The sequence below is a fragment of the Mucilaginibacter sp. P1_A3 genome (assembly GCF_056406855.1).
Map to the genome: position 1 here is coordinate 240,132 of NZ_JBFTZJ010000011.1, position 26,316 is coordinate 266,447.

At 42.7% G+C, this 26,316-nt stretch carries 20 protein-coding genes; 3 read left to right on the forward strand and 17 right to left on the reverse strand.

The genetic code is table 11. From position 1 onward, the window contains the following. Window positions 1-35 precede the first annotated feature (35 nt). The 8 genes from AC1D0K_RS23720 to mraZ form a co-directional block, all read right to left on the reverse strand. The gene (locus tag AC1D0K_RS23720) at window positions 36-1,181 is read right to left on the reverse strand and encodes an FtsW/RodA/SpoVE family cell cycle protein (RefSeq protein WP_295721495.1); all 1,146 of its coding nucleotides are present in this window, start codon (window positions 1,179-1,181) and stop codon (window positions 36-38) included. Window positions 1,182-1,267: 86 nt separating this feature from the next. Next, a complete protein-coding gene (murD, locus tag AC1D0K_RS23725; RefSeq protein ID WP_477396135.1) occupies window positions 1,268-2,659 on the reverse strand; it encodes a UDP-N-acetylmuramoyl-L-alanine--D-glutamate ligase in 1,392 nt (463 codons plus the stop codon). 81 nt (window positions 2,660-2,740) lie between these two features. Further along, window positions 2,741-3,982: a phospho-N-acetylmuramoyl-pentapeptide-transferase gene (mraY, locus tag AC1D0K_RS23730; RefSeq protein WP_295721490.1), complete on the reverse strand. Its 1,242-nt coding sequence runs from the start codon at window positions 3,980-3,982 to the stop codon at window positions 2,741-2,743. A gap of 149 nt (window positions 3,983-4,131) precedes the next feature. Then, window positions 4,132-5,592 carry a UDP-N-acetylmuramoyl-L-alanyl-D-glutamate--2,6-diaminopimelate ligase gene (locus AC1D0K_RS23735; protein ID WP_477396133.1) on the reverse strand — a complete coding sequence of 487 codons (1,461 nt, stop codon included), beginning with the start codon at window positions 5,590-5,592 and terminating at the stop codon, window positions 4,132-4,134. Next, complete coding sequence (locus AC1D0K_RS23740) at window positions 5,589-7,700, reverse strand: penicillin-binding protein (protein ID WP_477396131.1); 2,112 nt, start codon at window positions 7,698-7,700, stop codon at window positions 5,589-5,591. The genes AC1D0K_RS23735 and AC1D0K_RS23740 overlap by 4 nt, the downstream gene beginning before the upstream one ends. After that, window positions 7,690-8,103: an FtsL-like putative cell division protein gene (locus AC1D0K_RS23745; protein WP_477396129.1), complete on the reverse strand. Its 414-nt coding sequence runs from the start codon at window positions 8,101-8,103 to the stop codon at window positions 7,690-7,692. The genes AC1D0K_RS23740 and AC1D0K_RS23745 overlap by 11 nt, the downstream gene beginning before the upstream one ends. Then, the gene (rsmH, locus tag AC1D0K_RS23750) at window positions 8,100-9,002 is read right to left on the reverse strand and encodes a 16S rRNA (cytosine(1402)-N(4))-methyltransferase RsmH (protein WP_477396127.1); all 903 of its coding nucleotides are present in this window, start codon (window positions 9,000-9,002) and stop codon (window positions 8,100-8,102) included. The genes AC1D0K_RS23745 and rsmH overlap by 4 nt, the downstream gene beginning before the upstream one ends. Then, window positions 8,995-9,459 carry a division/cell wall cluster transcriptional repressor MraZ gene (gene mraZ, locus AC1D0K_RS23755; protein WP_477396125.1) on the reverse strand — a complete coding sequence of 155 codons (465 nt, stop codon included), beginning with the start codon at window positions 9,457-9,459 and terminating at the stop codon, window positions 8,995-8,997. Before mraZ ends, rsmH begins: the two co-directional genes overlap by 8 nt. Before the next feature lie 435 nt (window positions 9,460-9,894). Here mraZ and AC1D0K_RS23760 point away from each other — a divergent pair, with 435 nt between their 5' ends. Beyond that, a complete protein-coding gene (locus tag AC1D0K_RS23760; RefSeq protein WP_477396123.1) occupies window positions 9,895-10,908 on the forward strand; it encodes a methyltransferase in 1,014 nt (337 codons plus the stop codon). A 697-nt stretch (window positions 10,909-11,605) separates the two neighbouring features. Here AC1D0K_RS23760 and AC1D0K_RS23765 read toward each other — a convergent pair. Further along, window positions 11,606-12,817, reverse strand: coding sequence for a PepSY-associated TM helix domain-containing protein (locus AC1D0K_RS23765; RefSeq protein ID WP_477396121.1), 1,212 nt, complete (start codon window positions 12,815-12,817; stop codon window positions 11,606-11,608). Between the two features lie 67 nt (window positions 12,818-12,884). Then, entirely contained in the window at window positions 12,885-15,347 is a 2,463-nt protein-coding gene (locus tag AC1D0K_RS23770) for a TonB-dependent siderophore receptor (protein ID WP_477396119.1), read from the reverse strand. A 172-nt stretch (window positions 15,348-15,519) separates the two neighbouring features. Here AC1D0K_RS23770 and AC1D0K_RS23775 point away from each other — a divergent pair, with 172 nt between their 5' ends. Next, on the forward strand, window positions 15,520-16,830 hold the full coding sequence (locus tag AC1D0K_RS23775) for a polysaccharide deacetylase family protein (RefSeq protein WP_477396117.1): 1,311 nt from the start codon (window positions 15,520-15,522) through the stop codon (window positions 16,828-16,830). A gap of 48 nt (window positions 16,831-16,878) precedes the next feature. Here the strand turns inward: AC1D0K_RS23775 and AC1D0K_RS23780 are convergent, their stop codons facing one another. Then, complete coding sequence (locus tag AC1D0K_RS23780; protein ID WP_477396115.1) at window positions 16,879-17,307, reverse strand: hypothetical protein; 429 nt, start codon at window positions 17,305-17,307, stop codon at window positions 16,879-16,881. Window positions 17,308-17,593: 286 nt separating this feature from the next. Then, window positions 17,594-19,459 (reverse strand): CocE/NonD family hydrolase, encoded by a 1,866-nt coding sequence (locus AC1D0K_RS23785; RefSeq protein WP_477441716.1) that lies wholly within the window; start codon window positions 19,457-19,459, stop codon window positions 17,594-17,596. 430 nt (window positions 19,460-19,889) lie between these two features. Here AC1D0K_RS23785 and AC1D0K_RS23790 point away from each other — a divergent pair, with 430 nt between their 5' ends. Further along, window positions 19,890-21,128, forward strand: a complete 1,239-nt coding sequence (locus tag AC1D0K_RS23790) for an endo-beta-N-acetylglucosaminidase H (protein WP_477397623.1) — start codon at window positions 19,890-19,892, stop codon at window positions 21,126-21,128. A gap of 83 nt (window positions 21,129-21,211) precedes the next feature. On the opposite strand, the gene AC1D0K_RS23795 is transcribed toward AC1D0K_RS23790, so the two are convergent. The 5 genes from AC1D0K_RS23795 to gap all read right to left on the reverse strand — a co-directional run bounded on the left by AC1D0K_RS23795 (window position 21,212) and on the right by gap (window position 26,316). Beyond that, window positions 21,212-22,927, reverse strand: a complete 1,716-nt coding sequence (locus AC1D0K_RS23795; protein WP_477397621.1) for a GMC oxidoreductase — start codon at window positions 22,925-22,927, stop codon at window positions 21,212-21,214. 126 nt (window positions 22,928-23,053) lie between these two features. Beyond that, window positions 23,054-23,482, reverse strand: coding sequence for an N-acetyltransferase family protein (locus tag AC1D0K_RS23800; protein ID WP_477397620.1), 429 nt, complete (start codon window positions 23,480-23,482; stop codon window positions 23,054-23,056). 73 nt (window positions 23,483-23,555) lie between these two features. Further along, window positions 23,556-24,746, reverse strand: coding sequence for a phosphoglycerate kinase (locus AC1D0K_RS23805; protein ID WP_295721460.1), 1,191 nt, complete (start codon window positions 24,744-24,746; stop codon window positions 23,556-23,558). Between the two features lie 100 nt (window positions 24,747-24,846). Next, on the reverse strand, window positions 24,847-25,281 hold the full coding sequence (locus AC1D0K_RS23810; RefSeq protein WP_477397617.1) for a GNAT family N-acetyltransferase: 435 nt from the start codon (window positions 25,279-25,281) through the stop codon (window positions 24,847-24,849). 27 nt (window positions 25,282-25,308) lie between these two features. Next, the gene (gap, locus tag AC1D0K_RS23815) at window positions 25,309-26,316 is read right to left on the reverse strand and encodes a type I glyceraldehyde-3-phosphate dehydrogenase (protein WP_477397625.1); all 1,008 of its coding nucleotides are present in this window, start codon (window positions 26,314-26,316) and stop codon (window positions 25,309-25,311) included.

Here is a 26,316-nt window from a genome sequence, read left to right on the forward strand (position 1 = left end):
TCCTTTATTATTCCCCCTTCAGGGGGTTAGGGGGCTCAAACCGTCCTTATCTCTCCAACTACTACCTTCTTCGGCTCCTCAATATCGCGGCTTACCGATAGTATGATGCCGAAAGCCACACTCGTGAATAATAGTGATGTCCCTCCCATACTTACAAAAGGCAGCGGCACCCCGGTTACCGGGCCAAGCCCCACAGCTACCGCCATATTCGCGAACGCCTGTATAGCAAGGCTGAAGCTCAACCCGCAGGCAAGCAACGCACCAAACGCCTTTGGCGCTTTGGTTACTATTTTAATACACCTGTATAGTAAAAACAGGTAAATACCTACCAATACAAAACCACCTAACAGGCCATATTCTTCTACAATAATGGCATAGATCTCATCCGAGTATGATTCGGGCAGGTAATTCCTCTCGGTGCTATTCCCGGGGCCCTTACCAAAAAGACCACCACTGGCGATAGCTATTTTGGCATGATCGGCCTGGAATGATTTATCAGTCTTGGTTGAATCCGGATGCAGAAAGGTATTTACGCGTGATACGTAAGTATGCCTTCTTGGCCCCAAAAAGATAACTCCCAATAATAATATAAACCCTGCCGCACATACTATGGCTATTTGTTTTATGCTGATACGGCCTATGATCAACAGCAAAATGCTTACGCCAAATAACATCAGCGCGGTTGATAAGTTAGCCAGCGCTATTAATATAAATACCAAACAAACAGAACCCATGATAGGTAAAAATGATTCCTTTACGTCCTTAATGTTCTCCTGCTTGCGCGATAGTGTACGTGCCAGGTAAGTGATTAAAGCCAATTTGGCCAAATCGGATGTCTGGAAGCTTAAACCTATCACCGGGATATTGATCCAGCGACTGGCGTTATTGATGTGGCTACCAAATACCAACGTATATATCAACAATGGTATAGTAACGATCATCATAATTTTCGACAGGCCGGCGTAGTAACGGTAATCCAGCTTATGCGAAATATACATCAGCATAATACCACCTACTACCATAGCCAAATGCTTCATCAATATCGACTCGACCCCTACACCCCGCTTATAAGCCAGTGTACCGGTTGAACTGTATACCGCCAACAAGGATATAACAGAAAGCAATATGACTATAAGCCATATCCATCGGTCGCCTTTTGTGTTATTTAATATCCTATGCATTGCTTTTATTGTTTACTATTAGTCCATGGTCTATAGTCCATGGAGCATGGACTAAACTTCTTATCTATTATTTCTCATCTGCACATCTATAATTCCCTCACCGCCGCTTTAAACTGGTTTCCCCTGTCTTCGTAATTTTTAAACAGATCGAAACTGGCGCAGGCCGGTGATAATAATACGGTATCGCCTTTAGTAGCCAGGTGATAAGCCACCTGGGCTGCTTCCTGTGCCGAAAATGTATTCACTATCACATCTACATCATCCTCAAATGCATCGTGGATGCGCTTGTTATCCTTACCTAAGCACACGATGGATTTTACTTTGTGCTTAACCAGGTCTTTAAGCATCCCGTAATCGTTGCCTTTATCAACACCGCCTAATATCAGTATCACATCGCTGCTCATGCTTTCCAAAGCGTACCAGGTTGAGTTAACGTTGGTTGCTTTTGAATCGTTGATGAAACGAATGCCTGAAATATTGGCAACAAACTCAAGCCTATGTTCAATGGCTTTAAAGTTGCCCATGCTCTCCCTCATCGTTTCATTGCGCAACTCCAGCACTCTGGCTACAATACCTGATGCCATAGAGTTGTAAATGTTGTGCTTACCCTGCAGGGCCAGTTCTTTAATTGACATTGTAAAATGTTCTTGATTTGTGTTGATGACAATATTGTCGTTTTCGAGATATGCTCCCGGTTCAATCTTTTTTTCAATGGAAAAGGGTAATAGCTGTGCCTCAAATTTCCTATCAGCCATACCTTTTATGGTTTCGGGGTCATCGGCGCAGTAAATAAAATAATCTGCCGCTGTTTGATTTTGCGTTACCCTGAATTTGGATGCCGCGTAATTTTCCAGCTTATAATCATACCTGTCTAAATGATCGGGCGTAATATTGAGCAATACTGCTATATCCACCTTGAACTTAAACATATCATCAAGCATAAAACTGCTTAGTTCCAGTACATACAGGTCAAACTTTTCTGTAGCTACCTGGTAAGCAAAGCTTTTACCTATGTTACCTGCCAGCCCAACATTTAAACCTGCATCTTTAAGGATGTGGTAGGTTAAGCTACTGGTAGTAGTTTTACCGTTAGATCCTGTGATGCCGATGATCTTAGCATTGCAATACCTGCCTGCAAACTCTATCTCGGATATTACCGGAATACCCTGCTCTTTAAGGTTTTTAATGATCGGAGCCTTATCAGGTATCCCCGGGCTTTTGATCACCTCAACCGCGTTCAGTATCAACTCCTCGGTATGTTGTTTTTCTTCAAAGCTGATGTTCCAGTCTTCCAGCTGTTTTTTATAATGATCTGCAATAGCCCCAAAATCAGACACAAAAACATCATAGCCCTGCTGTTTGGCAAGGTATGCCGCACCTACACCACTTTCGCCAGCGCCAAGAATAACAAGGCGCATAGCCCCCCCCGCCCCCTGAAGGGGGTGCTTTTGATTGGGTATATTGTTATTCTCGTTCATCCTTCTTCTTTAAATCTTTTAATTTTTCTTCTCTATCTATCTTCACCATTGTTCCCCCTTCAGGGGGTTAGGGGGCTTCTTCTACCTTAATTTCAATGTTATAATCGTTATTATCGCCAGCAATATCCCGATGATCCAAAACCGGGTTACTATCTTGGCTTCATGGAAACCTTTCTTTTGGTAATGGTGATGCAGCGGCGCCATTAAAAACACCCGCCTACCTTCGCCAAATTTCTTTTTGGTGTACTTAAACCAGCCTACCTGCATAATTACCGACACGTTCTCCACCAAAAACACACCGCATAATACTGGCAGCAATAATTCCTTACGTATCATGATAGCAAAAACAGCTATGATACCACCTATTGCCAGGCTGCCTGTATCGCCCATAAATACTTGCGCGGGGTACGAGTTATACCATAAAAAGCCTACACAAGCCCCTACAAAAGCACCCGCGAAAATTACAAGCTCGCCCGAGTTGGGGATGAACATGATATTGAGGTAATCGGCAATCTCTACGTTACCGGATACATAGGCCAGTATAGCCAGCGTAATCCCGATGATGGCCGACGTCCCCGTCGCCAGTCCGTCTATACCATCGGTTATGTTAGCCCCGTTGGATATAAAGGTGATAATGATGATTGCAAAAAACAGGAATACCACCAGCGCGTATTGCTCATAACCTGTACCTATAAACTTAAGTACCTTGGCATAATCAAACTCATTGTTTTTGTAAAAGGGCATGGTTGTTTTGGTCGACCGTACATCCTGGGTATATACCGGAACATTACGCTTCAAATGAAAATCAACCGGCACATCGGCCTTTACGGGCAGCTTTACCTCCTGCCTTATAACAATGTTGGTATTGAAATACATTGTCCACCCGATGATGAGCGACAAGCCGACCTGGCCAATGATCTTGAACCTGCCGGCCAAGCCTTCTTTATTCTTCTTAAATACCTTAATATAATCATCTAAAAAACCAATGGCACCCAGCCATACGGTAGTGATGAGCATTAAAATAATATAAATATTACCCAGCTTGGCAAACAGCAATGTTGGCACCAAAATACCCAGCAAAATAATAAGACCACCCATAGTAGGTGTACCCGATTTTTGCATCTGACCTTCCAGTCCCAGGTTCCTTACCGTTTCACCAACCTGTTTAAAACGCAGGTAATCAATTAACCGGCGACCGTAAACCGTGGTTACTACTAACGATGTTATAACAGCCAATGCCGTACGGAACGTGATATACTGAAATACCCCGAATCCCGGAATGCTGTAATTTTTATTTAAGTATGTAAACAGGTAGTATAACATCTTTTGCTTTTGATTACACCGATTTAATATGATGATTCACCGATTAAAGGTGAATCATTGATTCTGTTAATTTTTTAATTTTGTTAACGGCAACGCCTTCTTGAACACCGTCGAAACAAACAACAAGTGAAAAATTCTGATTCAGACAATTACAATAACAATTTAAACTGCTCTTCCAATTCTTCCATATCATCAAAGTGATTTTTCACTCCGTTTATATCCTGGTATTTTTCGTGGCCCTTGCCGGCTACTAAAATAATATCACCGGGTTGAGCCAGCATGCAGGCGGTTTTAATGGCCTCTCTTCTGTCAACAATACTTACGGTATGCCTTTTAAATGCCGGGTCAACGCCTTCAATCATATCTCTAATAATCTGGGCCGGATCTTCCGAACGGGGATTATCAGAGGTAAGGATCACTTTATCACTCCACTCACTGGCTACACGTGCCATAATAGGGCGCTTGGTTTTATCCCTATCGCCACCGCAGCCAATAACAGTTATTACCTTTTCGGTACCCTTACGGATATCGTGTATAGTGCTCAGCACGTTTTGTACAGCATCAGGCGTATGGGCATAGTCAACTATACCTATTACTTTATTTGGTGCTACTATATATTCAAACCGACCTTCGGCACCTGTTAATTTACTCAGGCTGGTTAGCACTTTGGCTTTGTCCTGCTCCAACAACATGGCTGTAGCATACACAGCAAGCAGGTTGTAAGCGTTAAAGGTGCCTACCATTTTAAACCAGACTTCCTCGCTATCTATGTGCAAAAGCAGGCCACCAAACTGATTTTCAAGGATCCGGGCCTTATAATCTGCCATGCTTTTTAATCCGTAGGCTTTTTTGTGGGCCAGGGTATTTTGCAGCATCACGTTGCCATTTTTATCGTCACTGTTGGTAAGGGCGAAAGCGCTTTTAGGCAAACCATCAAAGAATGTCTTTTTGGCCTTTAAATAGCTATCAAAGGTTTTGTGGTAATCTAAATGATCATGTGTAAGGTTGGTGAATACACCGCCCGAAAACTGAAGATTAGCTATCCTGTGCTGCGCCACCGCGTGCGAGCTCACTTCCATAAAGCAATAATCACAACCCTGTGCCACCATTTCTTCCAGCAAGCGGTTAAGCTCAATAGGATCAGGAGTAGTATGTGTAGATGGGATCACCTGGCCATTGATCTGGTTTTCAACCGTTGATAACAAACCGCATTTATACCCCAGATCACGAAACAATTGATATAATAAGGTAGCAATAGTTGTTTTACCGTTGGTGCCAGTGATGCCAACCAGCTTTAACTGTGCCGATGGATTACCATAAAAATTAGCCGCAACCAGGCTTAATGCTCTACCAGAATCTGCAACCATTAAAAAATCAACCTCACCTGCTGTATGCGCGGGCAGATCTTCACAGATAACTGCAATAGCGCCTTTTTTAATCGCCTGCTGAATGTAATCGTGCCCGTCAACCAGAGTTCCCTTTACGGCAACAAACAACGAACCCGGAGTTACCTGCCTCGAATCAAAAGCTACCGAAGATATTTCCACATCGGCACTGCCCTGCAGTTCTGTAAAGGCTAATCCATCCAATAAATCACTTAAATACCTCATTGCAATTCAATTGTTATGCGTGAACCCTTTGGTATTAAACTGCCGCCCGTAACCGATTGTGTGGTTACCATGCCGCTGCCGCGTACCGTTACTTTATAACCTGCATTGCCCAAAACATACAAGGCATCGCTTAAGCCCATTCCGGTTACTGCCGGAACGGTACCTTCTTTAAATCTTACTTCCTCAAACGGAATACCGTTACTGGTATCAACACCAGTATTTGCCGCATTTGCAGATGCGTAAAGTGGTTTTACACCCAATTTACTGTACACATGCTTTAATGCTTTTAAGTTACCCTGCTTTACTTTAGGCATTGATGTATTGCCTACAAACCTTACCGGCGCGGGCTGGTTTATTTCCATATCATTGGCGTAAACCATATCGGCAACCTGCCTAAACACCGGACCAGCAACTTTGGCCGCCAGGTATGAGCCCCTGGTAGGGTTATTAATAACCACTATCATAGAATATTTAGGTCGATCGGCTGGAAAATACCCGCAAAATGACGCCTGGTATCTTTTCATTTTATATCCCTTTGTGCCATCCGCTACCTGTGCAGTACCTGTTTTACCAGCTACACTATATAGTTTATTCTTGATTACGTTTTTACCCGTACCATTAAGTACTACACCTTCAAGCATACCTCTTACTTTTCCCAGTGTAACATCAGAGCATACATTATCTGTAATTACCCTCGCTTTAAACTGTTCAATGGTATTACCCATTCTACGAATTTCGCGCACAAAAATTGGCGCTATCATTTTGCCGTTATTAGCTACCGAATTGTAAAAAGTGAGCATCTGCAAAGGCGTAATGTTCATTTCATATCCATAAGCCATTTCGGGCAGGGTGTAATATTTGTTCCAGCTGCGGTTTGATGGATTTTTTATGACTGGCCTGCCTTCACCCTGAATCTGCAATCCCAGTTTCTCATTTAAATGATAGCTATACAGCTTATTGATAAACTGCCATGGGTTATCCTTATAGTTACTATAAACCAGTTTTGCCGCCGCCACATTTGATGACTCTTCAAAAGCGCGCTTAACACTCATTTCATAGTTATCATGTTCCGTATCGGTAATGGTTGGGCCTTTTGGAAATTTGTATTTACCTCCCTCTGCATTCACAACAGTGCTGGTATCCAGTTTATGCTGATCAAGCAGGGTCATATACGATGCCAGCTTAAAAGTTGAACCCGGGTCAATAGCATTGCTGATGGCATAGTTCATTTTTTCCTGGTACAAACCATCTTTTGATCTTGTAAAGTTTGCAATAGCACGTACTTCGCCGGTGGCCACTTCCATTAACACCACGCAACCATGATCTGCTGCACTTGAATCCAATTGGCGTAAAAGAGCAGCCTGCGCTATCTCCTGAAAGTTTACATTAATGGTTGATATAATATCCGCTCCGTCTTTCGCGGCTATTTCATCCTCATCATTATTTACAGGCATCCAGGTACCGCCGGGAATCCGCTGCATTAAACGCCTGCCGTTTTCGCCATTGATATAAGAGGAATAGGCACCTTCAAGCCCTACCGGGTTTTTTACATTTTCGTTTTTATAACCGATGGTACGGGCAGCCAATGAGTGGAAGGGAAGTATACGCCTGTTCTGCTGTAATACAATCAGGCAGTTCTTGGTTTTCCTGCTTTTAAATATCGCGAACTCGCGGATTTTTTTTAACTCCTGGTAAGTTACCCTGCGCCTTAATAACTGGTACCGCGAACCGTCCTTTCGGGCATCACGCAGCACCCTTGAATATTCACGGGGAGTTCTGTCGCCAAACATTTTGGATAGGTTTGCCGCCAGTATATCAACATTATCATTAAAAACACTGTCAGCAGCAATACCGCCGGCCAGCATATCCATGTGCAGCTCATACTCTGGTACCGATGTAGCCAACAGGCTGCCATCTTCAGAAAAAATATTACCGCGTGCTGCTTCAACATCCCTGAATTGCGCAGACATATTAACAGCCTTAGCCCTCCACTTTGCACCCTGTACAAACTGAACCCGGCAAAGCTGCACCACAACCGCAAACGCGAAAAACAATATCAGGCCAAAGGCGATGTACACCCTCAGCAGTATATTGGTTCTAATTTTCATCCTTCTCCTCCTTCACAGTTATCTTCTTCGGCGGCTCAACAGATTGCCTGATCCCAATGGTATCGGCACGTTTGGCCACTTCGGTTAATGTACTTTTAAAAGCCATATCGGCTTTGGTGGTTTTAAAATCCCAACCACGCTCTTTTACTTCTTTTGTGAGATCATCAATATCACGGATAGTTTTTTCGGCAAGGTGCATATTACCAATGTACACCATACCTAAAAAAGCCAGGAACAACACAAATGGTAATGCGTTAGTAGCCTTTTCGCTACTAATAAAACGTTTGGTGAAAAATTGCGTAAAAAAGTTGTCAGGAATTTCCCGTTTGGGTTTTTCTTCCACAACAAGCTCTTCAGCTTCTTCTTCCTCCTCCTGAATTTCTGTACGCAAACGATTGGTCATCTTTTTACAGCTATTCTTAATTTAGCGCTCCGTGCCCTGTTATTGTTACTGATCTCCTCTGCCGATGCTGTGATAGCCCCGCGGCTTACAGCATCAAGCGGTTTATTATTGTTACCGTATAAGTCTTTCTCTACTTCGCCGCTGAATTTACCTTTGGCTATGAAATTTTTCACCAACCTGTCTTCCAGTGAATGATAGCTCATAACTACCAGCCTGCCGCCAACAGCCAATATATCAGCTGCCTGTACCAAAAATTCCTTTAATGCTTCCAGCTCCTGGTTAACTTCAATACGCAGCGCCTGGAAAACCTGGGCCAGGTATTTATTTTCTTTTCCCTTTGGGATGCGCGCACTTATCGCATTTTTCAAATCGGCTATGGTTACTATAGGCGCGTTAAGCCTTGCGGTAACAATAGTTTCGGCCAGCGATTTCGCATTCTGAATCTCGCCGTAAATGCCAAAAATGCGGTGCAGTTCGGCACCTGTATAATTATTTACAACATCTTTAGCCGTAAGGTCGCCCAATTGGTTCATGCGCATATCCAGCTCGGCGTCAAAGCGGATAGAAAAACCGCGCTCGGCCTGGTCAAACTGGTATGATGAAACACCCAGATCGGCCAGAATGCCATCAACCGGTATAGCGCCATGCAGGCGACAAAAATTCTTCAAATACCTAAAATTCTGATCGATTAAAACAAACCGCTCATCATCAATTGCATTTTGCTGCGCATCAGCATCCTGATCAAAAGCAAGCAATGTCCCTTCAGGACCTAAATGCTTCATGACCTCGCGCGAATGTCCACCGCCACCAAAAGTTACATCCACATAAGTGCCATCCTTTTTGATGTCAAGTCCTTCGATGCATTCCTGCAACATTACCGGTGTATGGTACTCACTCATCTATCCTCCTTGCTTTACTACCCATTACCGCCTCTGCCAACTCGGCAAAATTATCGGGCTCATTATTTATCATTTCGGTATAGGCAGCCTTGTCCCATACTTCAATTTTGTTCAATACACAGGTTAACACTACATCGCTGCCAATGCCTGCAAATTCAAGCAAACCCTTTGGCAACAGCACACGACCAGCCGCATCTGGCATCAAAGCCGTCGCGCCACCGGTGAAATATCTTATGAAACGCAGATTTTGTCTGTCGTATTCGTTAAGTTTGCTTAATTCATCCAGTCTTTTGTCCCATTCGGATTTTGTGTAAATAACCAAATACTTCTCCAGGCCGCGATTGATCATAAGGCCCTCTCCGTCAGCTTCAGGAAGCTGCTTTTTGAGGCCCGCTGGGATCATCATCCGCCCTTTGGTATCCAGTTTACATTCAAATTCTCCGGTTAAATGCGGCATTATTAGACTATGGCTTAATTTAATAGGTAAAAGTAATTTTCTTTTACCACTTTTTACCACTTTCTACCACCAAAAAGTTTTCAACATTTTTAGTGGGTTTAAGGCCGTGCACGCAAATGCAAAAAACCGGGCGGCCGCCTGGTTAAAGATTATAGCTCCTGATATCAATCAATTATTTTACCAACACAACTTACTGATTATTAGATAGATAATACAGGAAAGTCGATACGTACCTTTTCGCGATCAGACCTGGATACAGGTAGTTAACTGCCAGCATCCAGCGTTAAAATTCGTTTTGCTTTTGCCCTGTTATATCGCTTCATAGAGAAACCCGCAATCCGCTTCAGAGCGCAGGGAAACAGTTGTTATATTTTTTGATCATTCACTAACCAAAAACTTATTGTAAATTGCTATACCATTATAAAACAACCTCTTATGACACAAGAAACCCCTCCCCCAGTTCAATTAATGCAATTGCTTTTTGGTTTTGCTGTTTCACGTGCCATTGGTGTATGCGCAGAACTGCACATTGCCGATCTTTTAAAAGATGGAGCAAAAACAGCGGAAGAATTAGCACGGCAAACAAGTGTTCATGCCCGTTCCCTTTACCGGGTATTGCGGGCTTGCGCCAGTGTGGGCGTCTTTTCCGAAGATGCTGAAAAAAGATTTTCACTTACTCCTTTGGCTGAGCCTTTATTAAGCGATGCGCCGGGCAGTTTACGGGCTTTTGCAGAAATGATCACTACCGACTGGCAATTCCAAACCTGGGCAGAATTACCCTATAGCGTAAAAACCGGGAAGCCTTCTTTTGAAAAAGTGCATGGCATGCCCGCCTTTGATTATTTCTGGAGCAACGAGAAAGCCGGCCGGGTATTTAATGATGCCATGACAAGCAATAGCGCCTTTTCCAGTGTAGCTGTAGTGAATGGCTATGATTTTTCGTCCATAAAACTCCTTGCTGATGTAGGCGGAGGGCATGGCTTTTTACTGGCATCCATCCTTGCCAAATATGAAACAGTAAAGGGTGTGCTGTATGACAGGCCGGCTATTGTTTCGGAAGCAAGAAAGCTATTAGTGGCACATGGCGTATCAGACAGGTGTGATTTGGTAGGAGGCAATTTTTTTGAAAATGTACCGGCAGGTTGCGATGCCTACATCATGAAACATATTATTCACGATTGGAATGATGAGCAATGTATTACTTTGCTCCAAAATTGCCGTAAAGCTATGACCGATGGAGGCAAGGTACTGGTGGTAGAAATGGTAGTACCCGAAGGAAATGAACCATCGCCCGCAAAGCTCCTTGATTTACAAATGCTACAATATCTCCCCGGTTGTGAGCGAACAGAAAATGAATACAGGCAATTGTTTCATAATGGAGGTTTCCATTTAACCAGGATAATACCAACAATGTCGCCCTTTAGTATTATAGAAGGGGTAAGCAAATAGTATATATATATATAACAAGGTAGGCCAAAAGCAGTTTGTGAAGACACCATAGGCCTTCGGAAGATACAAAAAGGTGGGGGCAATGTGCGATTCCTTCCTCGGGGAAGGAGGAGGAAGGGGTTAGATCAGGCGTTCAAGTACCGCTGCGGATGACATGTCGGCGAAACCCCTCCCTGCCATTGCGCGCATTTCGGCCGCACCCCTCCCGTTGGGAGGGAATTAAAAAAAGTTAACAAAACTTTCTGAAGGCCTATGATGTGGTTACCATAGGCCTTCGGAAGATATAAAAAGCGGGGGCAATGTGTGATTCCTTCCTCGGGGAAGGAGGAGGAAGGGGTTAGATCAGGCGTTCAAGTACCGCTACGGATGGCATGTCGGCGAAACCCCTCCCTGCCATTGCGCGCATTACAGCCGCACCCCTCCCGTTGGGAGGGAATTAAAAAAAAGTTAACAAAATCTTCCGAAGGAAGATATAAAAAGCGGGGGCAATGTGCGATTCCTTCCTCGGGGAAGGAGGAGGAAGGGGTTAGATCAGGCGTTCAAGTACCGCTGCGGATGGCAGGCATGTCGGCGAAACCCCTCCCTGCCATTGCGCTCATTTCAGCCGCCCCCCTTCCGTTAGGAGGGAATTAAAAAAACGTTAACAAACTTTCACGAACATTTACGGCGATGGTACCAACCTTAGGCCATAAAACACCTATACCAAAGTCAGCTTACCTACCTGTTTCCCCTTTTTCTTTGTGCGGTTAAGCCACATCATTACCCCGGTAACCGGGAATATCAATGATAGTAAACATATTATAAAACTGATGATCCTGCTTGGTAAACCATATACCGAACCGGTATGCACAGGTTTTACCAATGCCCGTACCCGCTGCCCTAAACTTTTGGAAGCAAACATTTGCGACCCAGCCAGGCTACCGCTATATTGATCTATATAATAGGTATCGCCCGTGTTTTCAATAGCACCCTGGGGTAAAATATTTACACTGTAAGTTCCTGTTGAATCTTTTGGTATGCGCACGGTATAGTATTCGGCCAATTGGGTTTTCGCTGCTACATTTTGCAATGCGGCATCAACAGTTAAGGCCTCAACCCCCACCTGGTATTTTGACTGTGGCGACTTAGGCTGCTCTTTTTCAAGCTTTGAACCTGTAATGGCAAACAATGCCTGGTTGGCCCATTTAAACGTCATGATTAACCCGGTTAAAACAATGATGATTAAAAAAACAGATGTGTAAAAGCCGGTAACTATATGCAGATCATGCACCAGTCGTTTAGTGCTGCCATCCCACTTTATTTTTAGCCTTTGACGCATAATGTTTTTAGTTTTTGGCCACCATAACACTACTCCGGTTATGAGTATGAACAGGAAAATCAAGGTAGAGATTCCAACTATCCAATCGCCAACACTATCCTTCCCGACTAACAAAAACCGGTGAAACATCTCAACGTTATACAGGAACGTTTGTCTGCGGTTATATTCGCCCGTTACCTGGCCGGTATACGGATTTACCAAAACAGTTAAATTGGGTTTGCCGCTATCTTTACCATCCTTACCTGCTTTACCCGGTGCGCCTGCATGTTTTTTTCCATCTGCCTGTGCCGGCTTCTCCTTTTTGTCTTTATTCCCGGGCACTATCAAACCAATTTCTACAGTTCTGCGGGCGTCGCTATAAACCATAGCCGAAGCAAACTTAGCTTTTGGCATTTGCTTTAAAGTACCTTTTATCAGTTGAGCTAAAGGCATTCGTACTTGCTGTGCTTCCACATAGTACCGCTTGGGGTGCAGCGTGTGCTCTATCTCCTTTTCAAAAACCAGCAGGGTACCGGTAAAGCACGAGCAAAAAATGATAATACCTGCCGCAAGGCTTAGGTAAAGGTGTATGGTGCGGAAAAATACTTTCATAGTTTTTTATTACAAAAACCGGGTATGCCTAAGCACATCCCGGTTTTACATTTATTTTGCAAATTTATTAAAAGCTATATGCCAGGGTAGTTAAAAACTGTCTCGGAGGAATTGGGTTAATGCTGTAATTTTCGTGCACGTTATAATTTAACACATTACCGATATTAGATACCTTACCTATAATGGAGATCTTTTTATAGGTATACCCTACTGATGCATCAACAGTGGTAAAGCCAGATACGTTAACCAGCCTTGATATAGTTTGTGCCTGCCCCACGGTATTAGCGTTCCCTGCAATGCGGTTACCTAAATAATATACTGATGCGCCCACTTTAAAACCGCGCAGGTCGCCATTATAGAAATTATAAAAGGCGCTGGCATTGGCGGTATGCTTTGGAACATTAATTAACGGTTGCCCAGCTATATTACTGCCCACAGAAGTTGACGTTTTTGAATAACGCGCGTTGGTGTAGCTATAACCGGCCAACAGATCAAGGCCTTTAACCGGGTGCCCGGCAATATCAAGCTCTACACCATCACTTTTGGTTTGGCCAACAAGTTCTTTAATATTGGTATTGATGTTTACCGTTGTACCATCGGCCAAAAATGGAGCTGTTTGTGCAAGATTATTATTGATAATACGGTACGCAGTTACATTTATCGCCAGATTACCATTCAGGAAATCATTTTTTATGCCTGCTTCAAACTGATCAACCAATGATGGAGACAGGGGTTTGTTGTTAACATCTGTACCTGTATTGGTTATAAAAGAATTGGAGTAACTGGCAAACAGTGATGTGTTGTTTATTGGTTTATACACTATACCAACCCTTGGCGAAAATGCTTTATCTGTTTTGCTTGATGCAGGCGCAGCCAAAGCCGGTAAATAATAATTAGTAACCGCAGTTGGTGCAATATACTGGTACGACCAACGGATACCCGCAAGTACTTTTACTTTATCAGATACACTGATGAGATCATTAAAGTAAGCACCAAAACGGTTGGTTTTTGTTAGGATGCTATAAAAAGGATTCATCACAGGCTTATCTGTGCGCAGGTTATATTTATCTACATTAAAAATATTAATAGTGTCATAAACGGCTGATTTTATAGAAGTACCCTGATCCCAGTAGCTCGAAACCTTATTAACCGTAGCCACATAGGTATAAGCTGTATTGTTATACCTATCCGCATCAACCCCTACCAAAATATTATGTTTGATGGAACCTGTATTGAACTGGCCGGTAACATTAAACTGACCGGTGTAATAATCTTCCAGTGTTTTTGCACGGTTAAGGGTACGGCCCCAATCGCCGGTTGCATTTGGCAACACACGCTCTGTTGTTTGGTACTGCCTGTTAAAGTGCTGGTAATTGATACCTCCGCTTATTTGCCATAAGCTATTTATCTGGTGATTTATAGTAGCAGTGGCTGTACTTTGCTTGGTATTACCGGTTGACCATGATGCGCCCAGGTAACGGTTACGTGGTACATTGGCTATTACGTTATTAATTTGGCCGGTACCAAAATCGGGGGTAAAATTATAATTCAGGTAGTCACCTTCAACAATGATGGTTGTTTTATCGCTTACCTTATACAGGAACGAAGGATTGATATATTCCCTTTCGGATTTTACATGATCGCGGAAGCTATTTGCTTTTTCATAAGTACCATTCACGCGGTACGCCAGTTTAGAAGATATAGGACCGTAAACATCAAATGAAGGACGATACAGGTCATAGCTGCCATAAGTCATGGATACTTTACCGCCTTGTTCAAACAATGGCTTTTTGGTAACCATATTTAAGATACCACCTGGTGCTACGTTGCCGTATAATAAAGCCGCGCTGCCTTTTAAAACCTCAATACGATCTAAAGAGCTCACTTCCGGTACTACGCCGGAGTTAATGCGAAACCCGTTTTTGAACATATTGGTGCTTGAAAAATTATATCCTCTTGCGCCAAATGTTTCCTGGGTATTGCCGCGTGCGCTGTACAGGTAAACTCCATTAACATTCCTGATCACATCGCTTAAACGAATGGATTGTTGCTGAACAAGTGTATTGCTGCTGATAACCATAGCACTTTGCGGAAGATCCATAGGTGCTACGTTCATCTTGCCTGCGCTTAGCGTTTTACGATTAATAGTTTTTGTGGATGCTATGATCACCTCATCAAGCTGCGATGCGCTTTCGTTCAGCGTAATGCTTACGCGGGTAGTTTGATTGGCAATAACGGTAACTGCCTGCTCGGCACTTTTGGTACCTATAAAACTAATCACCAATGTATAAGCACCTGGTTTTATATTAAAGAAAGTAAATGATCCGTCATCAATGGTAACAGTACTTTTATTAAGCCCTTTTATGGCTACATTAACAAGAGAGGCCGGTTTGCCATCGTTGGTTTTAACAAAACCGCTTATCTTACCGTTATTGCCATCGTCATCGGCCTTTAAAGTGAGGATATTTATAAATACAAATAAAATTAGGAGTGTGAATTTTTGCAGGTAGTTATGTAATTTGTTTGCCATTCTATTTATATTAAGTCTAATTAAGCGCAAAAATAAGAAGACATTTCTTTTCTGCAAGTTTTATTTAGAATTAGTTTAAATAACATTAGCCTGAGTCAATGGGATAACTATTTCGTTACACGCCCCTAAAGCCTTTATCTTCTGATTATATTAGCCTCATAAACCTATTGTTATGAAAAAGTCACTACTCGTTTTTATTGCTTCGCTGGCGTTTACAGGTTATTTAAAAGCACAGCCGGGTAAAACGGAAATAACACCCTGGCAGTACGGCCGTAATGGCGCGGTTTCCATTACCTGGGATGATGGCTCTATCAACCAGTTTAAAATAGCGCTCCCGATCCTCAATAAACTCAATATCAAAGGCACTTTTTTTATTATTACCGGGCAGATACCCGGCTCGCAATATCATGGTAAGTTTATTGGCCGACCAGTAAAGGAGATCATTTCAGAAACAGCAACTATACCAACCAATAAAACCAATTTTTATGAACGCGCTTCGGCAGCCGGTTATTTAGGACTTGTTGGCACGCTGGATTACCATTACAAAGCCGGATCATTAATTGATGATAACAAGCCCGAAGCGGCTTATAAAGTGATTGACGATCTATACAGCAAAGTACGCCATGGCGATTTTAAACCCGGTATCGAGCATAACACCGAATATAATGATGCGCACGGTACAACCTGGCCCGAAATTAAAAAGTTCGCCGCACAGGGTCATGAGTTTGCCAGCCACATGATAACCCATCCCCGCCTGGCCGCGCTTGATGAACCGAATATTATGTACGAGATGGAAAAAAGCAGGCTGGATATTTTGCACAACCTGGGCCTGCGCTATACTTTTAGCGCCGAAGGCCCATTTGGAACCGAAAATGAACGCGCCATGAGTTATTTAAGCAAGGTTTACCCCGCCCTGCGTAACCGCATGCCCGAGCCCTGGCTAAAGGAAATAAGCCGCGGCAACAAAGATACGCCCGGCAATACTGATAAAGAGTACGTGCAATACCAGCGCGGTGCTACCACCAAAACGCCACTGCCTATGATGAAAGCCTGGGTTGATACTACTATGAACCGACATGATACATGGCTGGTGCTTACTCATCACGGTGTAGAAGGAATTGGCTGGGAAGCCCTGCCTGCTACAGAACTGACGGAATATTTCACCTACATCAAAAATCACGAAGACAAGCTTTGGATTGCCACCTTTGCCGATGTCACCAAATACATACGCGAACGGAAAAGCGCAAACCTGACCACCGGTGTTGTAAATGGCAAACTGACTATAAAAGTTAGCCACCCGCTGGATAAGCGTTTTTATGATATCCCCCTTACGCTTAAAACTTATTTGCCTGCAGGATGGAGAAAAGTGGGCGTTATGCAGAACAGTAAAAAAATTGACGTTAAATTTATGACGGATAATAAAGGCGACTACCTACTTTACCAGGTAAAAGCCAACATACCTGTGGTTATAACAAAACTATAAACCTTTTATAAAGATGTATTAATTGTGCCCGGGAAGCGCTCGATTGTCTTAATCAAACACAACCTTATCCGGACCAGAAACTTTGGTTACATGGCAGCCACAACCACCTGCTATTTTTAAAGTTGCTGTTTTGGTTTGATTTGTTGCCGTATTTGTTGCAGAAATTTTAACATCATCCCCATCGGTAGAAAAATCTTTGATGTTGGCATCTGAAGCCAATAATACAAAACCTGCTACAAAATCAATATTAATGTTAGGCGGGTATTGAAGCGGCGTTAAGGACTTGTTGGTACGTAAATTAACAGCGGTAAAATTTGAAAACGAAACGGGCTTACTTTCCTTATCAATAAACCTAATCCCTAAATAAGCATAATTGGCCGTACAAGTTTGCAAGCCACATCCGTTTTGTTGTTTATCGGTTTTGCACGCTGATAGGAAAGTAACAAGTAACAGCAGGTATGTAATTTTTTTCATCATCGTAATGGGTTTATGATATTACGGTGAGTAAAACACGAACGCTACAGCAATAGCCGAATTTAGCCTGGCAGACTAATCAAAAACCACCGTATCCGGTCCGGAAACTTTGCTGATATGACAGGCGCATCCACCTGTTATTTTTACGATGCCTGTTTTAATTCGATGGCTGGATGAATCTGTTGCCGAGATCTGAACATTATCGCCCTCGGTTGAGTTCTCCCAATTATCGAGAAGTAGTTTCGTGAGGAAAACACAAAACTACTTCTGATGTGAAATTTGGTGGTCATTATTCCATCACCCTAACCTTTAAAAAGCTTGGCTCATCTTTGGAGGTATAAACCTTATGGGTAGCTTTTTTAAAGTCGGTATCTTTGGCTTTCATAATATCCTGAAACTGCTGGGTATTCCTGTCAATAAGCGGGAACCAGGTGCTTTGAACCTGTACCATCAAACGGTGACCTTTTTTGAAAGTGTGCAATACATCCTGTAGCTCGAAGTTAACCGGCGTAACTTTGCCGGGTACAAAGGCCTCGGGCTTATCAAAGCCATTACGGAATTTGCCGCGTATAGCTTCGCTGCGTACCATTTGCTGATAGCCGGATAAATAAACTTCTTTACCCGTAAACTTGTTATTTTTAGTCGAGTCGGGATATACGTCAATTACCTTAACCACCCAATCCGCATCGGTACCGGTGGTTGATACTTTAAGGTTTGCCCATATATTGCCGGCAAGCGTTACATCCTTGTCCAGTATATCAGTTTCGTAAGTTAACACGTCCGGGCGTTGTGAAGCAAAACGCTGATCGCCAGTCATGTATTCCCGTTTCATGTCGTTATCAATAGTGTTGATAAATGGAACAGGCTTGTTGGGGTCCGAAACAAATTCATCAAAGCCTTCGCCCGCAGCCGGAGCATCAAATGATAATTTACCACCTGGCATCAGGTATAAATTTTTGTCGATAGCCTCTTTCGGCGGCCATGTTTTATAGGTTTTCCACTGGTTAATACCTGTTTCAAAAGTTGATATGGGTTCCAGGCTTAACTCTGTTCCTTTTAAATAATGGCTAAAGAAGGCAAACTCAATTTTTTCGCGGTAAAACGGACCAGTTGGGCCGCCAAAGCTAACATCGCCCAAATGGTCGCCATCGCCACGTGACCAGCCACCATGTACCCAGGGGCCCATGGTAAAGTAAACCGGCGTTTTAGGATTTTCTTTAACCAGTGTTTTGTAAGTATTGATTGCGCCATACAAATCTTCGGCATCATACCATCCACCTGTAACCAGTACAGCTGTTTTAATATCGTGCAGGTGATAAAGCACATTTCTATCCTTCCAATGCTGATCATAATTAGGGTGATCCAGCATCTCGTTCCATAAACGGATGGTATCCTTATAATACTTATCGTTGGTATTTTTCACCGAGCCCATCCTCAGGAAAAAATCATAACCATCTTCAGTACCGGCATCAAACCTCGATCCACGGCGCTGGGTAGGTTTATCGTCCTGCCTGTTGGTAAAGCCAGGGTAAAACCCGAAATTGGCGGTAAGCATAAACGCACCGTTATGAAAAGCGTCATCGCGATACAGATCTGCCATTGGGGCCTGTGGCGATGCAGCCACCAATGCCGGGTGACGGCTTAGCAGCGCGGCTGTAGTATAAAAGCCGGGATAAGAGATACCCCAAACGCCAACTTTACCTGTCTTATTGGGGATGTGTTTTAACAGCCAATCAATAGTATCATAGGTATCAGTTCCTTCGTCAACATCATTTTTGGTTTTATGTACTTCCTTTTCGGGTGTCATCTCTTCAAAAATGCCTTCGCTCATCCAACGGCCGCGCACATCCTGGTAAACAAAAATATATCCATCATGCACAAATAATGGTGATGGCCCCAGGCTGCCTTTATACAGATCAACCCCATAAGGTGCAACGCTATAGGGCGTCCTATCCATCATTATAGGATATTTTTTAGTTTGATCTTTGGGCACATACACCGATGTAAACAGTTTTTTACCATCGCGCATGGGTACCTGGTACTCGTATTTAATATAATTGGCCTTTATATAATCGGCATCAGGGCCTTTTGGCTGTGCCTGCAGGCAGCATGCAGAGAGCAAAACACTTAAAGTTATGAGGAGAAGTTTTTTCATAAAATTTATTAATCCCTAAAAGTAATTGAATAAAACAAAAAGGGCAACCCAGTAAAGCCGGATTTATGAAAACTCTTGGTTTTGTTACAAACACGATTGCCTCAATCTTTATTTTAAACTATTACTATATTTTATATTAATCAATATTTATTTTAAATAAATAATAATTAACCCTGTAGGCAATTTGTTCAAAATAATTGTCTATTCCTTTACAAACCAATTCATTCCGCACATATTCCCAAATATGTACAGGCAACCTAAACTCAATAAATACAAAAACGCTATGCCAATAACCACGCTATGGCCGCTGCTTAATTCCTTTTATAAATACGTCTCTGTTAACAACCAATTAAAAACATGCCTATGAAACAGCTTCATGCTCAACCAGCATCTAAATTTTTATTCACCAAATTAAAACCAACCAAAAACCATGAGAACAAATTTTAATTTACACCTGAACAAAACGCTAACCGCCACATTTGGCTTACTATTACTACTCAATGCAGCTTGTAAAAAAGAAAGCGCCCCCTCTCCATCCGAATCAATCAAATCAAGTGCTACATCAAAACTCAGTACCAATGCTATTGGCGTAAGCGGCCCAAAAGGCGTTTGTTATGTGGAGGTGAATAATAATGATATCCGTAACGTGGGTAATTACTACCTTTCTACCGGCCAGCAATTGTTTGATATTGCTATTATTTTTGCAGCTAATATCAACTTCAACACTACAACTCAAAAAGCCGAACTATTTTTTAATACACAGGTAACCAATGTACTGAGCAACAAAGCCACTTATATACAGCCCTTGCAGGCAAAAGGTATTAAAGTACTGTTATCCATTTTGGGTAACCACCAGGGCGCCGGTATTAGCAATTTTCCAGATCAGGCTTCGGCAACAGCTTATGCGCAGCTGCTGAGTAACGCCGTTACAACCTACGGCCTTGACGGGATTGACTTTGATGATGAGTATGCTGATTATGGCACCAACGGAACCGGCCAGCCTAATTCCAGTTCGTTTGTTTACCTGGTAACGGCGCTTCGCCAGTTAATGCCTACCAAAATCATATCATTTTACTATTACGGACCAGCTGCATCCCGTTTAAGTTTTAATGGCGTAACAGTTGGTTCAAAAGTTGATTACAGCTGGAATGCCATTTATGGCACTTACTCGGTACCAAACGTACCCGGCCTTGCTGCAAGCAACCTTGGGCCGGCGGCTATTGATATCCAAAGTACCAGTTCATCAACCGCAGCATCGCTGGCTACACAAACTGTAAATAACAGCTATGGGATTTACTTGTATTACAACTTGCCAAATGCCGATTCGCATACTTATTTAACCAGTGTATCAAATGCGCTGTATGGTAAGGCTACCACTTTTAGCACGGGCACGCCCGCTACAGGTGTTAATTTTTATCAGAATACAAACTATGCCGGCACGGCAACAGCTGCTATACCTAAAGGCAATTATACCCTGGCCCAGCTGCAGGCTTACGGCTTTGTTAATGATTGGGCATCATCAATGACGGTGCCATCCGGGTGGACGGTGACCATTTACAGCAACGATAATTTTACCGGTACCTCTTGGATACGTACGGCAAATACCGCCAATTTCACCACCCTATCGCCAAACGCGAATGATGTAGTAACGTCGGTTAAAATACAATAAATAAAAAAGGGACTTTTCGGGTAGTTGTTACACTATTTGAAAAGTCCCTTTTGCGTTTATAAATTTTGGGGGATTATTAATAATTATAGCGCTCCCTTCTTTAGCTCATTGGCGGCATAATTTGCTGCCCTGGCTGTTAAAGCCATAAATGTTAATGAAGGATTTTGAGTTCCGGTAGATGTCATACAAGCGCCATCGGTAACAAAAACATTAGGGCAGCTATGCAGCTGATTCCAATTATTTAAAAGCGATGTTTTAGGATCTTTCCCCATGCGTACACCACCCACCTCGTGAATATCCAGCCCGGGAGCCTGTTTACTATCATTTGTGGTGATGTTTTTACACCCAGCTTTATCCAGCATTTCGGCACCTTGTTGCAAAAAATCATTCAGCAATTTCAGATCATTATCGTCATAATCTACCGAAAATGACAATAACGGCATACCCCACTCATCCTTTTGGTCATGATTGAGGCTCACCATATTTTCTACCTTCGGGATAGTTTCACCCTGCATCATCATATAAATCCCCCAGTTTCCCGCTTCGGCAATACTATCTTTAAAATTAGCTCCCACCTGTTCAGCGTCGGTTTGATGGCCCCAGCCTGCACGGGTTGCCGTATAGAAAGTCATGTACCCGCGTAAAAAGTCTGTTTCTTGTTTGTATACGTTCCTGAAATTAGGCATCATAACAGCTGTAGGCCGCCTGCCGTAATAATAGCTATCCAGGTAACCATCCATACTTGCAGATAACGATCCCCGGTAATTATGAAAAGCGATGTATTTACCAAGCAGTCCGTTGTCATTCCCCAATCCCTGGGGAAACCTGGATGATGTTGAGTTGAGTAAAATAAGGTTGGTATTTAATGTGGCTGCATTTACAAATATGATCTTAGCATAATATTCCGTTACTTTTTTGGTATGCGCATCTATTACCTTTACCCCTGCTGCCTTACCTTTTTTTTCATCATAAATAATGGAATGTACAACAGAATCTGGCCTAAGTGTGAGATTCCCTGTTTTTGCAGCCCAAGGTAATGTTGATGAATTTGAACTAAAATAACCGCCAAACGGGCAGCCCCGATCACATAAACTACGGGCTTGGCATTGCCCCCTGCCTTGTTGCAGGTGAATACCTTTAGGTTTAGTTAAATGGGCGCATCTCCCAATCACCACATGGCGATCATGATAAGCAGCCATTATTCTTTTTTGTATCGTTTTTTCAACCACATTCATTTCCCAGGGCGGTAAAAAATCACCATCGGGTAATGTTTCCAAACCATCCTTATTGCCTGCGATTCCTGCAAAAGCTTCTACGTGACTATACCACGGAGCAATGTCATCATACCTGATTGGCCAATCAACAGCAAAACCATCCCTGGCAGGCCCCTCAAAATCAAATTTACTCCAGCGTTGGGTCTGCCGGGCCCATAGCAACGATTTGCCGCCAACCTGATATCCACGAATCCAATCGAAAGGTTTTTCCTGTACGTAGGGATGTTCTTTATCTTTAACAAAAAAATGGCTTGTAGCTTCGGAAAAGGCGTAACATTTTTCGGCTATTGGGTTTTCCGTTTTCACGGTCAATGGCAAATGCCCACGATGCGGAAAATCCCAAGGATCTTTTGTTGCCGTTGGATAATCTTTTAAATGAGTAACATTTCGCCCACGTTCAAGCACGAGGGTTTTTAAGCCCTGATCACATAATTCTTTTGCTGCCCATCCACCGCTTATGCCCGATCCAATTACTATTGCATCATAAGTATGCCCGTCAGTTCCATTTGAATTTATATTCACCACAATTTAGCTTTTTAACCAATCCCAAAACGCCTTATAAAAGTCAAGTTAGGATAATTTTACAACTAAAAAAAAATCGCTGTCTATAATAGCCTGCGGATATAACAAAAAGTCTCTGTGAAATATAATTTACTGGTAGCTCATCAAAAAATACTCGCCGGGCTTCCCATCTCCTTTTTCCTCTATTTGCCAGCCTTGCGAGCGGTAAAAAGCAATTGCATTTTCATTGCGGATTAAACACTTAAGGGTAACGGGTTTGTTGAGCATTGCAATGGCGGCGTTTAACAACAGTTTGCCAGCTCCTTCCTTTACATAAGCCGGGTGAACAAACAAGTGATGGATAAAATTATCGGGCAACCAACAGGATATAAAGCCAATTACTGCGCCACCATAGTCGGCCACCAGGATCTGTTCGTCTTCGGTATCCTTGTCAAAATCGGTTAAGGCATATTCCGAAGTATCAAACCAGGTAAAGGTATCCCTGCGACTTAAAAGATAAATATCCCGAAGCGCATGACGGTCATCTTCCTTAAAATCCCTGATCTGCAAACCAATCATTTTATTTTTCTTTTAAATACGAAAAGTCCAGCCGTTTAGGGCTGAACTTTTCATTTTTATATTGCTAAAAATATTATTCGTTAATAGCTTTCACACCCGGAAGTTCTTTACCTTCCATGTATTCCAGTAATGCACCACCACCTGTTGATACGTAGCTTACCTCTTCGGTAAGGTTGAATTTAGCAACTGCTGCTGCCGAATCGCCACCGCCAATTAATGAAAATGCTCCGTTTTCGGTTGCTTTTACTACTGCCTCGGCAATGGCTTTGGTACCTACCAAAAATGTTTCCATTTCAAATACGCCCATAGGGCCATTCCATAAAATGGTTTTTGATTCTTCAACCACCTTGCTAAATATTGCTACTGTTTCGGGGCCAATATCCAATCCCATCCAACCATCCGGAATTTGGCCGGTTTTGGCAACGCCGGTTTTGGCGTCATTTGAAAAAGCATCGGCAATTACGTTATCTAATGGCAAATAAAGCTTTACACCTTTGTCTTTAGCTTTTTGCACCAGGCTGGTTGCCAGGTCAAGCTTATCAGCCTCTACCAGTGAGGTACCTATACTACCACCATCTGCTTTTGCAAAGGTATAAGCCATACCGCCACCAATGATCAGGTTATCTACTTTATCCAATAACTTCTCAATCAGTTCTATTTTATCAGATACCTTAGAGCCACCCATGATAGCCGTAAAAGGTTTTGCAGCATCATTAAGTATTCGCTCGGCATTGGCCAACTCAGCTGCCATCAGGTAGCCAAAGTATTTGGCATCAGGGAAAAACTGCGCAATAATAGCTGTAGAAGCATGTGCACGGTGAGCGGTACCAAAAGCATCGTTCACATATATGTCACCTAATTTTGATAGTTTTTCGGCAAAGGCTACATCGCCTTTTTCTTCTTCCTTGTAAAAACGAAGATTCTCTAATAACAACACTTCGCCATTACCTAAGTTCTTTGCTTTTTCAACAGCTTGCTCGCCAATGCAATCATCGGCAAATTCAACCTGCTGACCCAACAAATCTGACAGATGAGCTACTACATGTTTTAATGAAAATTCATCTGTTGGACCATTTTTTGGTCTGCCCAGGTGCGACATCAGGATCACCCGGCCACCATCTTTTAATATTTTTTTTATGGTTGGTAACGCGGCGGTCATCCGGTTATCATCGGTAATGTTATAGTCTTTATCCAAAGGCACATTAAAATCAACCCTGATTAGGGCTTTTTTGCCTGCGAAACTAATTTGATCTACAGTTTTCATATGATTATATGGGTCATTATGTATGAGGGCTGCAAATTCAGCATTTTATTCTAAATTCTTAATGAAAAAGTAAAAAAGGAGTCCTTTTTTGGCTAAAACTTCATTTTAATTTAACATACATCACATAATGGGGCCCAATTCCAGGCACGTCAAACTCTGTTGAAACTATCTCGAAGCCTGTATTATGATAAAAAGGAACCGCCTTTTTGCGCGCGTTGCACCAAACATAGTTTGTTTTTTGTCCGCGCAGGTAAGTAAGTGCAAAATTTACCAATTGATTGCCCAGGCCCTGCCCCCGATATTTATCAATAGTGGCCATACCACGCAGCTGGTAACCTACACCGGTAAATTCGCCATAAGTTTGCGGATGGAATGATGCGATGCAGGCCAGTTCATCATTTTTATAATATCCTAAGTGGAAAGCGCCAACAATCTTATCTGTTGGGAAACGGCATTCATCTAATGTAAGCCTGCCCTCGCGTAATACATCGTTGCGGATAGATAATAGATCCTCAACCTCAATAAATTTTATCATTAAATTTTGATACTAAAAATGAAAAATTTAGGCTACCTCTGTTTTTAGCGCTGCTATTTTTACAACAAGATCTGCAAGGCGGCTGCTGTAGCCCATTTCATTATCATACCAACCAACCACCTTTACCAGCCCGCCAACTATTGAAGTAAGCTGCGCATCAAAAATGCAGCTATGCGGATTATCGAGTATATCGGTTGATACTATAGGATCTTCGGTATATTCCAGTACATTTTTCATCGGGCCATAGGCGGCCTGTTTAAATGCCAGATTAATTTCGTCAATAGTGGGCTGCTTTTTAAGGCTGCAGGTAAAATCTGTTAAGGAGCCATTAAGCACCGGTACCCGGATACCAGCACCACCAAGGCGGCCTTCCAGGTGAGGAAATATGGCCGTAATGGCTTTTGCAGCACCCGTAGTTGTTGGGATGATAGAAGCCGATGCAGCACGCGCACGCCTCAAATCCTTATGCGGTGCATCGTGAAGATTTTGATCACCGGTCATAGAATGCACGGTTGTGATATAGCCATCAATAATACCCCAGTTTTCGTCAAGAATCTTAACCATAGCAGCCACGTTATTAGTGGTGCAGGATGCATTTGATAATATGGGAGATGTAAGATCAACCAGCCCGTCATTAACGGCCAGTACTACTGTGGGTACACTCTTATCTGTTGATGGGGCCGATATGATCACCTGTTTAGCTCCGGCTGTTAAATGCAATTGTGCTCCTTGCTTTGAGGTAAACTTCCCGGTAGCTTCAATCACCAAATCAATATCAAGATCTTTCCAGGGCAGGGACAGCGGGTCACGTTCGGCAAGTACCTTTATTTTTTCCCCATTGATGATTAAGTTATCGGCATCAAAACTTACCTGGCCTTTATAGCCCCGGTGAACAGAATCATATTTAAATAAATGCGCAAGCGTTTGGGTATCTGTCAGATCATTAATTGCTACAACCTGTACTTCTGTGTGGGATAATATATTCCTTAAAAATATACGACCTATACGGCCGAATCCATTTATGGCGATCTTCAT